The sequence below is a fragment of the Pseudoalteromonas spongiae UST010723-006 genome (genome assembly GCF_000238255.3).
Lineage (GTDB): Bacteria > Pseudomonadota > Gammaproteobacteria > Enterobacterales > Alteromonadaceae > Pseudoalteromonas > Pseudoalteromonas spongiae.
Genome location: NZ_CP011039.1, coordinates 2921422 through 2934118 on the forward strand (window position 1 = coordinate 2921422; position 12697 = coordinate 2934118).

A 12697-nucleotide genomic window follows, 5' to 3' on the forward strand; every position below is an offset into this window, starting at 1 on the left:
AGCTTAGCTGTGGTTATTCTTTGCCATCTGGCACAAATACGTAGCCTAAGCCCCATACGGTTTGAATGTAGCGCGGATTAGCAGCGTCTTCTTCAATCATGCGGCGTAATCGAGATACTTGCACATCGATACTACGCTCTAACGCACTGTAATCACGACCACGTGCTAAGTTCATTAATTTATCACGGCTTAGCGGTTCGCGAGGATGTGAAACTAAGGCTTTCAATACTGCAAACTCACCACTGGTAAGCGACACTGTTTCATCGCCTTTGCTCATTTCGCGGGTTGCTAAGTTTAATGAAAACTGGCCAAAGCGTATTTCGTTTTCTTCAGCCGAAGGCGCGCCTGGTACATCACTGGCACGACGACGTAAAATAGCTTTAATACGTGCAAGTAGTTCACGCGGGTTAAACGGCTTAGGAATATAGTCATCAGCGCCAAGCTCTAAACCAATAATACGATCAACTTCATCGCCTTTTGCCGTAAGCATAACAATTGGGATGTCATTTTCTTTTTGGCGTAAACGACGGCAAATCGATAAACCATCTTCGCCCGGTAGCATCAGGTCCAATACCATTAAATGAAAGTTTTCTCGTTCAATTAAGCGGTCCATTTGCTCCGAGTTTGCCGCAGAGCGCACAATAAAGCCCTGTTCTACTAAATAGCGCTCAAGTAAGCTGCGTAAACGCATGTCATCATCGACTACTAGTATTTTTGTTGTTTCTTGTCCCATGATTTCATTCTTCTATTATTTTTTCTTTGGCAATATAGCCTACTATAAATACTTTTTTGACAATTAGGTAAAGGAAGAGTGTTACTAGGTATTACAAACTCTTACTATGACGCATCATAATTAATGGCATTAATAAAAAATAATGCTACGCCCTCTGCATTTTTAAATTCAAACTCATCATCAACTTGTTTACCTAACATAGCACGAGCAAAGGGTGAATCGATGCTAATTTTGCCATTTTTCACATCAAACTCGTCTGGCCCAACGACCTGATAGTTAAAGGTATTACCTTCTTCATCCTCCACTTCGACACGGGCACCAAAAAACACTTTTCCTGCTTGTTCAGGCTTAGGATAAACAATATTCACTTGTTCTAGGCGTTTGGTCAAAAAGCGTACGCGGCGATCAATTTCACGCAATCGCTTTTTACCATAAATGTATTCAGCGTTTTCCGAACGGTCGCCTAATGCTGCTGCTTCCGATACGGCTTGCGTTACTCTTGGGCGCTCTTCTTTCCATAAGGAACGTAATTCCCTTTCTAGTTCATCATAGCCGCTACGTGTAATATAATTGGAACGCTTAGGAAATACCTGCTTAGGTGCTTTTCTCATAGTTAAATAACTAGGTGTGGTAATTTATTTATTGCTTATGATTGAAAAATTTAAGTTTAGATACAAGATCTATAGGCAATATATATAAAACAAATTTTCTGGTGTGGTCTCTCAAAATTACAAACCACCCACTTTTTACCGATTTAAAGGTTTTTAATGAACGCTATTGCTAATCAATTAGCTCACGAGCTAAACGCCTCAGTACAGCAAGTGACTGCTGCAACACAATTATTAGACGATGGAGCAACCGTTCCATTTATTGCTCGATATAGAAAGGAAGTTACCGGTGGTTTAGATGATGGCCAACTGCGTTTACTTGAACAGCGCCTTGGTTATCTTCGTGAGTTAGAAGAACGTCGCTCATTTATTCTTAAGACCATTGAAGGACAAGATAAGCTAAGTGCTGAGTTAAAGGCCGACATCGATAAGGCAACCAGTAAAACTGAGCTGGAAGATCTCTACTTACCTTATAAACCAAAACGCCGTACTAAAGGGCAAATTGCCATTGAGGCAGGTCTTGAGCCGCTGGCAAATCAATTATTAGATAATCCAGTACTTGACCCAGAAGTAACAGCAACTGACTTTATTAACCCTGAAAAAGGCATTGAAGACAGTAAAGCCGCTCTTGATGGTGCTAAATTTATCTTAATGGAGCGTTTTGCGGAAGATGCAAAATTGCTTGCTAAGTTAAGAAGCATGCTACAAAAACATGCGTTTATTGAAAGCAAAGTGATTGCTGGCAAAGAAAAAGACGGCGCCAAATATCAAGATTACTTTGAACACAGTGAAGCCTTAAGCCGTGTACCGTCACACCGAGCATTAGCAATGCTGCGTGCGCGTAATGAAGGCATTATCAGCCTAACAATTAATCCTGATCCGAGTCTAGAAGATGGCAACGCTGAGTGTGTTCGTATTATCGCCGATCATTATAAGTTAGACGTACTAGCGAGCCCATGGCTTAAGCAAGTGGCGCAATGGACCTGGAAAATTAAATTAGCACTTCACTTAGAAAACGAGTTTTTAGGTAAGATCAGGGAAGTTGCAGAGCAAGGTGCAATTGATGTCTTTGCTAAGAACCTAAATGATTTATTAATGGCTGCCCCAGCGGGTGCAAAAACCACGTTAGGTCTTGATCCTGGTTTACGTACAGGTTGTAAAGTTGCGGTGGTAGATAAAACCGGCAAGCTGCTCGATAACGTAACAATCTACCCACATGCCCCGCAAAATCATTGGGATAAGTCACTGCGCACACTAAGCCAATTATGCCGCCAACATAAAGTTGAACTTATCGCCATCGGTAATGGCACAGCATCACGTGAAAGTGACAAATTAATTGCCGAACTGTTAAAACAAGAAGCCGATCTAAAAATGAGCAAAGTTATGGTCAGCGAAGCTGGCGCATCGGTTTACTCAGCATCTGAAGTCGCAGCAGAAGAGTTTCCAAACCTAGACGTATCTATTCGTGGTGCAGTTTCTATTGCACGTCGTTTACAAGACCCTCTTGCTGAGCTTGTGAAAATTGAGCCGAAAGCAATTGGTGTAGGTCAGTACCAGCACGATGTATCACAAAGCCAATTAGGTCAAAGCCTAACAGCTGTTGTTGAGGACTGTGTAAACGCCGTTGGTGTAGATGTAAATATGGCATCAGCACAACTATTAACACGTGTTGCAGGCCTAAACAAAACCCTTGCGCAAAATATTGTTAGCTACCGCGACCAAAACGGTACGTTTAATTCACGTAAAGAGCTTAAAAAAGTTGAACGCCTTGGTCCTAAAGCATTTGAGCAATCTGCTGGTTTCTTACGCATTAACCAAGGTAAAGATCCATTAGATAGCTCTGCTGTTCACCCTGAAGCGTATGAGATTGTGAAGAGTATCGCTGCAAAAGCGGATGTTTCAGTGGCAGAACTCATTGGTAATTCAGGTTTACTAAAATCACTTTCACCACAAGACTTTGTTACGGATAAGTTTGGCCTACCAACCATCAGCGATATTTTAGCTGAGCTTGATAAACCAGGTCGCGATCCTCGCCCTGAATTCAAAACAGCAAGCTTTAAAGAAGGTGTTGAAACAATTGCAGATCTCAAGCCAGGTATGGTTTTAGAAGGTGTTGTATCAAACGTTGCAAACTTTGGCGCCTTCGTAGATGTGGGCGTACACCAAGACGGCTTAGTGCATATTTCATCATTAACAAACAAGTTTGTTTCAGACCCACGTGAAGTGGTAAAAGCAGGTGATATTGTAAAAGTAAAAGTGCTTGAAGTAGATGTCGAACGCAAACGTATCAGCTTTACGATGCGCCTAGACGAAGAAATACGTGAGAAAGCACCAGCTGCTAAGCCGAAAACGAATAAACCAGCGCAAGCTACTGCAAAAAAAGCAAAGCCTAAGCAAAATAATAATGCCGCTATGGGGAACGCATTTGCTGAAGCATTCGCAAAGCTAAAGAAATAACGTGATTTAAACTACGGGCTGTTGATCTTTCAAGTTCGTTTTTGCAGCAGTTTGATTGGGGTTTATACAAGGCAGAGGCTGCGTGGCATAGTTATTCTATGTTAGTCAGCCGATAACACAGTAGAAAACCCAATCAAGCGCTGCCGAATTGTTATAAACACAATCATAAAAAAAAACCGCACAGTGTGCGGTTTTTTTATTTATGCATAGCTTGCTAAGTTAGGCCGTTCAAACGGCGACGTTGCAGCCTGATAGAATTTAGCAATGCGCTCTGCTCGCTGATTAACTTCAGAATCACGACGCTCACTAAAATCGTAGTTAGTTTGCTTAGCCTCGCCATCGCCAGCCTCTGTATCTGAGCTTTCTTCGTTTTTATCAAAAAACGTACTCAGCTCAGCATTCAAATCAGCTCGAGCTTCGCTCATTTTCTGATTTGCTTCAGCAGCAATCGAGCGATCCGCTCCTGACGGTTCTTGTGGGGCTAATGCTGCAGCGCGTACTTGCTGCATTTTGTCTATGGTTGCCTGCGGGTCGTTAGGTACTTCGCTTACATCAATCGGCACTTCACCCGCAACTGCATAATTGTTGCCATCGCTACCACGCTCATATTCGTAACTTGGGCTACCAGCATACTGACCACCCACTGCCGCATGTGCTTGCTCGTGTGCTTTAACTTCGCGATCTCTTTGCTTAAGCTGAGAAAGTGCTTGTGCCTCTACTTGTTCAAGCTGTTTTTGCTTCTCTTGCTCTTGTTGCTTACTTTGCTGCTCTTGCTGATCCTGATCTTGCTTTTTTTCACTTACTTTAGTGATGTCTTCGGATTTATTTTCGAGCGCGTCTTGGTTTTCAACTTGGCTGCTGCCAGGTTGACGTGTTTTATCTTGATCAGCTGCGAGACGGGAATTTGCAGCGGCAGCTTCTGCTTGCTTTACAGGCGTAACTAATTCGCGCAACTGATTATCACGTCGCGCTGTTTCAGTATGTACATTAGCCGTGTTTAAGCTAATGTTTGGATAAGTAGTTACGATGTTCATTTATTTTGCTGAGCTAAACTCTTACATCAATTAACGTGCCCAACACCTCGTCAGCCGTTTGAATTGAACGGGTATTTGCCTGCGCATTAAATTGTTCAACCCTAAGGTTAACTAGCTCGTTAGTTACATTAACTGGCGGGCTTTGCGCTTCACGCGTTTCTGGTGCTGGTTCGGCGCGTTCAACTTCTCGTTCCGTTTGCGCACGTGCAATATTTGCTGAAGACTCAGTAATACCATCAGAAGCACTTTGCAGGCCTTGCAAGCCAGCATTAAATGCAGACCCCAAGTTGTTTGAAACGTCCATAAACACTCCTTTATTCATAAAGAATAGTGACAGCTTTATTATCGCTCAAAATTCCATCAAAATAAAGTTAAAGCGGCAATAAATTGCCGCCCTGAAAATGTTTTAACTTTCTATATGAGATAACAATAAGTTAGTAAATTCTTGCGGGTGAGAAATAAAAGGTGCATGAGATGCTTTAGCTAGAATATCTGCCTTAAATTGAGGATTAAGTTGCTGCATTTTTGCGACAGCTTTGACTGGCACAAGGGAGTCAAGACGGCCAAAAATACCAGAGATAGGCAAAGGAAGTTGCGCAAAAAGATCTCTCAAATCTTCATTTTTTAAAATAGCTAAACCTCCTGATAACGCGATCTCTTGCGCCGCTGGGTATTCAGCAAGCAGGGCTTTTATTTGCTTAATGTCTTGCTTTGCATGCTCACTTCCCATTGCTTGAATTGCCAAAAATCGCTCTACAGTTTTTTGGTGATTGGTGCTCAATTGCGCCATAAACGTGTCTAACACTTTGTCGTCAATACCACGCCACTGTTCACTACTTGCAAAAAATGGGGTTGAAGCAACCAACACAATTTTCTTAACTTTATGTGGAAAAAGCGCAGCAATTTTTAACGCAATAAGACCCGATAAAGACCAAGCAACTAACACCGACTGATCTGCAATATCTGTTGCAAGTTGCCTTGCAACACACTCTAAATCATAAACAGCATCGCTAAATTGATTACCGCCAAAACCAGGTAAATTCAAAGTATGTATCATATGGTCACTTTGCGCCTCAAGTGCATCTTTTTGTAACTGCCAAATACCTTTATTCATGCCCCAACCATGCAGTAGAACTACATCAGCCATGATTTGCCCTCACTTTAAATTTTTGCCGCTATACTAACAGTTAGCGATATGGAAATCCTATATGAATTACTGTTACCGACTTTTCGATTGGGCACTACCAAATTTATGTGTGTGTTGCCATCAACCGGTTCGAGCTCCGGCAAAAATTTGCCGCATATGTCTGTCTGATATTGCACGGTTAAATTTTAAAAGCTCAGCAAACCTACTTCACCGCCCAGATATCAACAAACTAATACCCAACCCTACATTTGACTCACTCTTTGCAGTCTGTTGGTATCAACATCCGGTTTCAGCTTGGCTAAAAGGCCTTAAATTTAATAAACAACTGACGTACAAAGCGGCATTACATCAGTTAATTAAAGCGCAAGTAAAAGATGCGCAAGCAGAACAAAATTGGCAAATACCTGATGTATTAATGCCAGTTCCATTGCATTGGCAGCGGCGCGTTGTTCGTGGTTTCAATCAAAGTGAGGAAATTTGGCAACGTACCAGTATTGCAGTTGATACCCAATCCATTACCCGCGTCAAACGCACTAAGCCGCAAAGCGAACTAAATAAACGCGCTCGCAAAACCAATATAAAAGAGGCATTTAGCTGTAACCTCATACACCAATATCAACATGTGGCAATTGCTGATGACATCATAACGACAGGTTATACGGTTAATGAAATTGCAAAATTGTTAAAAAGCGCTGGGGTGAAACAGGTGTCAGTTTGGGTGTTTGCGATTAGCGATCCAACTAAACCTAGTTAAGTTCATCCAGTTAACAAAAAAGGCGTCCAAGACGCCTTTTAAACAATAAACTTTTAGTAACGTACGTTATTTAGCATCAATCGCATGACCAAAGAAAATAGCATTACTTAGTAAGCGGCTTGTGCCATACCAATAACTACGAAACACTGGATTATCTGACATTGCAATCACTTTGCCCTTACCATAGTTATGCGCCATTAAAACGCCGGCACCGGCTATTTGCTGATTGTTTAGCTCATGACTAAAACCCGCTAATAGCGGTGTTTTAGTGTAGGTTGCAACATTTACAAACGGTTTTTCACTTGGCTTTAAAACAAAGGTGCTATTTTTAAATACTGGCAATGTGTTACGCTCAAATGAGAAGCTTAATGGATGGCTTAAATCGATATTCGCATTAAAAATAGCACCTGCAATTCGTTTATCACCATGGTAACTATCTTTATCAGCGTAACTCAAATTATCGGTTGGAAAAGCTTTTGCCATGTCATTGCTTGAAAGATATTCGGCTTTCAAAATACCTTTGTCCGCTAAGAATTTAGCGCCCGATTTATGACCCCAAATTACACCACCGTGTTGCACCCAATACTTTAGCTTTTCAACCATTTTTGCATTTACAGTGGAAAAACTGCCATTAGTTAAAATAACATGGGTGTAAGATGCTAAATCAATGCGTTCCAAACGATCTAAATCAACCAAAGTAGCTGCAATATCTAAATAACGGTCAAGGTAATACCAAACTTCACCTACTTCATATTGGCTGGTACCTTTACCGCCTAATAGTAATACTTTTGGTGTTTTTAACGGCACGATATTGCGCGAGCCAATATCAACACCTTGCGCTGTTAATCCCGATGATATTTGATGTACTTTTACCGGTGAATTGCTAGCTAATTGCTGAACTTTGTCAAACCAATCAGCATCTTGTTGCAGACCCTTAGCGATAATAATTGCGCCAGCAGCAAAGCGTTGTTCACCATTAGCAGTAGATGCGGTAAATGGTTTCATTGCCGCTCGAGCAATAACACCATTTTGCTGTAACTGTGATAGCAGTTTAGGTGCTAGATAATCGTTCCATTCAAAGGCAAATGCATAGCTTGAAGCTAGGCTCTGGTTTTCAGTTTGATTAGCTGGCTGCCATGAGTCTTGGTATTTAATACCGCGGGTTGAGGTTACAGCAGAAAATTCAAGGTTAAATGAATGCGCTAAGTTCCAACCTGAAACATCATAAAAGGTATTATCGTTAAAGCTTGTTTGCTCTAAAAACGCGCCTTTAATTAAGCGATATTGAGGCTGATTTAGCGGAATATAAACACTGCTATTAGCAGAGAAATCTTGCTTGTTAACGCTAATGTCTTTACTAAGCGGGTATGCCTTAATCTGATGCTGCTGCAATAGCGACAAAAATAACTCATAACGTGACTTGTCGTTACCAGCTGCAACTACATAGCCTTTTACTTTATCTTTTTTCGCAAGCTTTGCGGTATCTTGATAAAACTTCTGCTGGTAAGACAGCAAACCTTGCTTGCCCGATACAACCGCATCAAAAGTAGATAAAGAAGTCGTTAATTGGTTTTTTACAGCATCATAAAACTCGCGTACACCATTGATAGTTTCATGCTTGTGGCCTCGTGCACTGCCTTGCTCAAACAAAATACCAATGGTGCCGTGAATATCAGGATAAGTAGAACCCTTACCAATATAAAAGTCATCAAAGCTTTCCTCGGTAAAATACAGCTCACCTTGTTGATCTAATGCGGCTGCGTGAAAGGTCGCTATTTCTTTTGTTAGTTCTACATTTTGCTCAGGAGTAAGTGGAAACTTACGCGATGGAATACCCGGTTGGAAAAAATAAGTGCTGTGTGGACCCATTTCATGAAAGTCAGTTAATACATGAGGCATCCATTGATGATACTTAGCAATACGCGCCTGCGACTCTGGGTGCTGAAGCAACAACCAGTCTCGGTTTAAGTCTGTAAAATAGTGATTTGTTCTGCCGCTCGGCCAAGCCTCATTGTGCTCTCTGTGGTTTTCATCTGCGACTAAGTTTTTGCCTTTGTGACTGTTCACCCACTGTGCAAATCGCGCTAAACCATCTGGGTTTAATGCAGGATCTAACAAAATAACTGTTTCGTCTAATAAGCGATTAATTTTTTCACCTTGCGCTGCAGCAAGGTAATAGGCAACTAATAACGCAGCATTACTGCCACTGGCTTCGTTGCCATGCACACTATAGCCCATCCACGTGATTACAGGTGCATCAGCATTGATTTCAGTACCTTCGATTGATTGTGCTAAGTGCTGTTTACGCACAGTTTCAATGTTATTTAGGCGTGCTGGATTAGCGATCGTTAATAATAATAACGGACGTTGTTCATGACTGTAACCAATCACCTCAATGTTTATGCGCTCACTTTTTTCAGCTAACAATTTCATGTAGCTAACAAGCTGATCATGGCGAACATGCCAATCGCCTACCTGATAACCCAGAACAGACTCTGGCGTAGGAATAGAAGGATCGAAACGAATATTATCGTCAAAATAAAAGTTTAAGTTCTTTGCTGAACTGATACAGCTAAACAGTGCCAAACAGGCTGTTATTAAAAAAAAGGACAGCTTTTTCATAGTGATGCCATAATGATAGGTTAGTTATATTTATTGCATTTTTATGCATATTCACAGTAACAATGTTTACTACGCAAACCTACAGCTTTAAGTTGAAGCAGCAAAAAAATAAGATAAGTTAAAACCTTTTCAACTTGCCCTACTATTTTAGCAAAGCAAAAAAGTGATATACTAAAAACCGAGTAAATTAGTCAGGTATAGGTCGAATTATGATTACCATTTCTGAGGCAGCACAAAGCCACTTTGCCAAACTGCTAGCAGATCAAGCTGAAGGCACTAACATTCGCGTTTTTGTGGTTAACCCAGGTACAACACAAGCCGAGTGTGGCGTGTCATATTGTCCGGCAGATGCCGTTGAAGAAACGGACATTAAGTTACCATTTAATGGATTCGATGCCGTTGTTGACGAAGAAAGCGCACCGTTTTTAGAAGAAGCCGATATTGATTTTGTTACTGACAAAATGGGCTCACAACTAACGCTAAAAGCACCAAACGCAAAAGCGAAAAAGCTAAGTGATGACGCGTCACTGCAAGAGCGTGTGCAACATATGATTGAAACAGAAATTAACCCACAACTAGCGAATCACGGTGGTCAGGTTAACTTAGTTGAAATCACCAAAGACGGTATTGCCGTAGTCCAGTTTGGTGGTGGTTGTAATGGCTGTTCAATGATTGATGTAACACTTAAAGATGGCATTGAAACGCAAATGGTTGCTAAGTTTGATGAAATCACAGGTGTACGTGATATTACTGAACACCAGTCTGGCGAGCATTCATATTACTAAATTCAAACATCTAGTCTACCGACTAGGTCAAGAACCTAAAACAAGCCTAAAACGCTTTTTCAGCGGTTTAGGCTTGTTTGTTATTGCTGCCAGCTTAATTGTTTATGGCTACTTTAACAGTCATTATTTTCAAATAGCAGGGCTTGTTCTACTACCTATCGCGCTGTACTTTGCTATTTATGGTTATCTAGGTATTTTTGCTAATCGCTTTTCACAAGTTATTGCAAAAGTTGGCGAGAGCGCCAAAAATCGTGATATTTTTTAGCCAGCGTTAATCCTCTTAACGCCATAAAACACGTCATAGCCAGCCATAACCCGTGATTACCCAAAGGATAGCTAACGGCAAATACTCCTGCAAAGCCAACAAGTGCTGAAAAAATCATGGTATTACGCATTTCTTTTGCTCTGGTTAAGCCAACGAACACTCCATCGTACAAAAAGCAAAAGCTAGCGATTGGCGGTAAAATAATAGACCAAATTAAAAACTTCTCGGCGGTCGCCAATACATTCGGCAGGTCAGTTAACACACTGATAATCCAGCTACCTAGCAGCAAAAACATTACGCTGTATAAGCAGGCAAATATAAAGGCCCAAAAGCGCCCGATAACAACCCAAAGATGAATTGCTTGCGCCTTTTTGCGCCCTTTCGCTTGACCCACTTTAGCTTCTACAGCATAGGCAATACCATCTAATGCGAAACTTACTAACAATAAGAAGTTAAGTAATACAGCATTTGCAGCAAGCGTTGCATCCCCTAAAAAACCGCCATAGTAAGTCATAAAGGCAAAGCAAAGCTGCAAAAACAGTGAACGAATAAAGATATCTCGATTTAACTTAAGCGCACTAGTTAGGCCGTCGAGTGATATTTTTAAAAGCGCGGAGAACGATAATCCATGCTTAGCAAAACGTGCTTTAAGCAACAACACAGCTGCTATTAAACCAATGTAATCGGCGCATACCGAAGCAAGTGCAGCGCCTTCAACCTGCCAGTCAAAACCCACTACAAATACAATATCGAGAACAATATTGGCGACATTGGTCACCAGCACGATCATTAACGTGCCTTTACTGTATTGCGTGCCTAACATCCACGCCAATAACACAATATTGAGTAATGCGGCAGGTGCGCTAAAAATACGAATATTAAAATACGTTTGTGCGTGCTTTATCGCGGCATCACTGCCCGATAAAAATAGCCCCATAAAATGGCTGATCACAGGGCTTATTGCTAGTAACAATAGCGCAACAGCGAACGCAAATAGTGCTGCGCGCTTTAGCTCTTGCAGTAAACCATTTTTATTGTCTTTGCCGTAAGCCTGCGCAACCAAGCCGGTTGTGCTCATACGTAAAAAACCTGCGAGCCAGAAAAGTAAATTGATAACCATGCTGCCAAGTGCCACGCCGGCTAAAAAGCTAGCGTCACTGAGATGGCCGATTACACCTGTATCTACCAAACCGAGAAGTGGTACACTAATGTTTGATACAATCATCGGCCAAGCGAGTACTAACAGCCCAACATGGAACGATTTATGACGAGTAAAAAAGTTTTTCATTTATTTATTGGATTATGGTTAATCTGTTATTTTACGTTTGCTAATGCCGCTGTGATTTTACAATATCACCATGTATCAGAAACTTTACCACGTGTGACAAGCCTATCTGAAAATGAATTCAGCGCCCACTTAAGTTATTTAAAAGATAATAATTATAGTGTTGTTCCACTTCAGCACATTATTGAAGCAGTTAAAGAACAAAAGAGTATACCTGACAAAACAGTTGCACTCACATTTGACGATGGATTTATTAATAACTTCACGCAAGCAGCGCCCATTTTAAAGCGCTTTAACTATCCCTATACCATTTTTGTAAACCCACAACTGATAGATGAAGGTAAAAGCTATGTGATGACGTGGCCGCAGCTAAAAGCACTGACAAAAGAAGGTGCATACATTGCAAACCACAGCGCAAAGCACGATTACTTGCATATTCGCGAAGATAACGAGTCACTAGCGCAATGGCGAGAGAGAATACGCAACGATATTACGCATTCCGAACAACGTATTAAGCAGGAGATTGGCCACAACTTTAAGTATGTCGCGTATCCCTATGGTGAGTTTAATCGTGAATTACAAACGTTAGTAAAAGAGTTAGGCTATGTTGGTATTGGTCAGCATTCAGGCGCTGTTGGGTTAAGTACCGACTTAACGCGCGTGCCGCGCTTTCCGGCATCAGGGATCTATGCCAATTTAGACACATTAAAAACAAAAATCGCGAGTCTGCCGTTTTCATTTAACCTTGATGCACAATCGGTTACAACCAACTCGACACCAGTACTCAGATTAACCTTTACCGAGAAAGACTTTAACAACTCGCAATTCAATTGTTTTATCAGTGGTAACACAGCCAAAATTACTTGGCAAAGTGAAAATGAAGTGACTGTGCAAAGTGAAGGTGAGCTAAACAAAGGACGTTCGCGTTACAATTGTACTGCGCCAAGTAAATCTAAAGCGGGCCGATTTTACTGGCTATCTCACCCTTTCGTGATTGATAAATAGCA

12 protein-coding genes are annotated in these 12697 nt (G+C 41.3%); 5 read left to right on the plus strand and 7 right to left on the minus strand.

Annotated elements, in window-relative coordinates; translation table 11 throughout:
* Window positions 1-13: 13 nt before the first annotated feature.
* Window positions 14-733: an osmolarity response regulator transcription factor OmpR gene (ompR, locus tag PSPO_RS13430; protein ID WP_010561523.1), complete on the minus strand. Its 720-nt coding sequence runs from the start codon at window positions 731-733 to the stop codon at window positions 14-16.
* A 104-nt stretch (window positions 734-837) separates the two neighbouring features.
* Window positions 838-1344, minus strand: coding sequence for a transcription elongation factor GreB (gene greB / locus PSPO_RS13435; RefSeq protein ID WP_010561522.1), 507 nt, complete (start codon window positions 1342-1344; stop codon window positions 838-840).
* A 156-nt stretch (window positions 1345-1500) separates the two neighbouring features.
* Between greB and PSPO_RS13440 the strand changes: the two genes are divergently transcribed.
* Complete coding sequence (locus PSPO_RS13440) at window positions 1501-3798, plus strand: Tex family protein (protein ID WP_010561521.1); 2298 nt, start codon at window positions 1501-1503, stop codon at window positions 3796-3798.
* Between the two features lie 200 nt (window positions 3799-3998).
* Here PSPO_RS13440 and PSPO_RS13445 read toward each other — a convergent pair whose 3' ends face one another.
* From PSPO_RS13445 to bioH, 3 genes are all read right to left on the minus strand, one after another.
* Window positions 3999-4832 carry a putative metalloprotease CJM1_0395 family protein gene (locus tag PSPO_RS13445; RefSeq protein ID WP_010561520.1) on the minus strand — a complete coding sequence of 278 codons (834 nt, stop codon included), beginning with the start codon at window positions 4830-4832 and terminating at the stop codon, window positions 3999-4001.
* Window positions 4833-4845: 13 nt separating this feature from the next.
* Entirely contained in the window at window positions 4846-5136 is a 291-nt protein-coding gene (locus PSPO_RS13450; RefSeq protein WP_010561519.1) for a flagellar basal body rod C-terminal domain-containing protein, read from the minus strand.
* A 102-nt stretch (window positions 5137-5238) separates the two neighbouring features.
* A complete protein-coding gene (gene bioH, locus PSPO_RS13455; protein WP_096035295.1) occupies window positions 5239-5982 on the minus strand; it encodes a pimeloyl-ACP methyl ester esterase BioH in 744 nt (247 codons plus the stop codon).
* Between the two features lie 58 nt (window positions 5983-6040).
* Between bioH and PSPO_RS13460 the strand changes: the two genes are divergently transcribed.
* Complete coding sequence (locus tag PSPO_RS13460) at window positions 6041-6733, plus strand: ComF family protein (RefSeq protein ID WP_010561517.1); 693 nt, start codon at window positions 6041-6043, stop codon at window positions 6731-6733.
* Between the two features lie 66 nt (window positions 6734-6799).
* On the opposite strand, the gene PSPO_RS13465 is transcribed toward PSPO_RS13460, so the two are convergent.
* Window positions 6800-9355 carry a M14 metallopeptidase family protein gene (locus PSPO_RS13465; protein ID WP_021032993.1) on the minus strand — a complete coding sequence of 852 codons (2556 nt, stop codon included), beginning with the start codon at window positions 9353-9355 and terminating at the stop codon, window positions 6800-6802.
* Between the two features lie 209 nt (window positions 9356-9564).
* Between PSPO_RS13465 and nfuA the strand changes: the two genes are divergently transcribed.
* A complete protein-coding gene (nfuA, locus tag PSPO_RS13470) occupies window positions 9565-10140 on the plus strand; it encodes a Fe-S biogenesis protein NfuA (RefSeq protein ID WP_010561515.1) in 576 nt (191 codons plus the stop codon).
* Window positions 10133-10405, plus strand: a complete 273-nt coding sequence (locus PSPO_RS21875; RefSeq protein WP_040641475.1) for a hypothetical protein — start codon at window positions 10133-10135, stop codon at window positions 10403-10405. Before nfuA ends, PSPO_RS21875 begins: the two co-directional genes overlap by 8 nt.
* Here the strand turns inward: PSPO_RS21875 and PSPO_RS13480 are convergent.
* Window positions 10359-11693 carry an MATE family efflux transporter gene (locus tag PSPO_RS13480; RefSeq protein ID WP_010561513.1) on the minus strand — a complete coding sequence of 445 codons (1335 nt, stop codon included), beginning with the start codon at window positions 11691-11693 and terminating at the stop codon, window positions 10359-10361. The two genes, PSPO_RS21875 and PSPO_RS13480, sit on opposite strands and share 47 nt — an antisense overlap.
* On the opposite strand from PSPO_RS13480, the gene PSPO_RS13485 reads away from it, so the two are divergent.
* The gene (locus PSPO_RS13485; protein ID WP_010561512.1) at window positions 11670-12695 is read left to right on the plus strand and encodes a polysaccharide deacetylase family protein; all 1026 of its coding nucleotides are present in this window, start codon (window positions 11670-11672) and stop codon (window positions 12693-12695) included. The genes PSPO_RS13480 and PSPO_RS13485 overlap by 24 nt on opposite strands.
* Window positions 12696-12697: the final 2 nt, after the last annotated feature.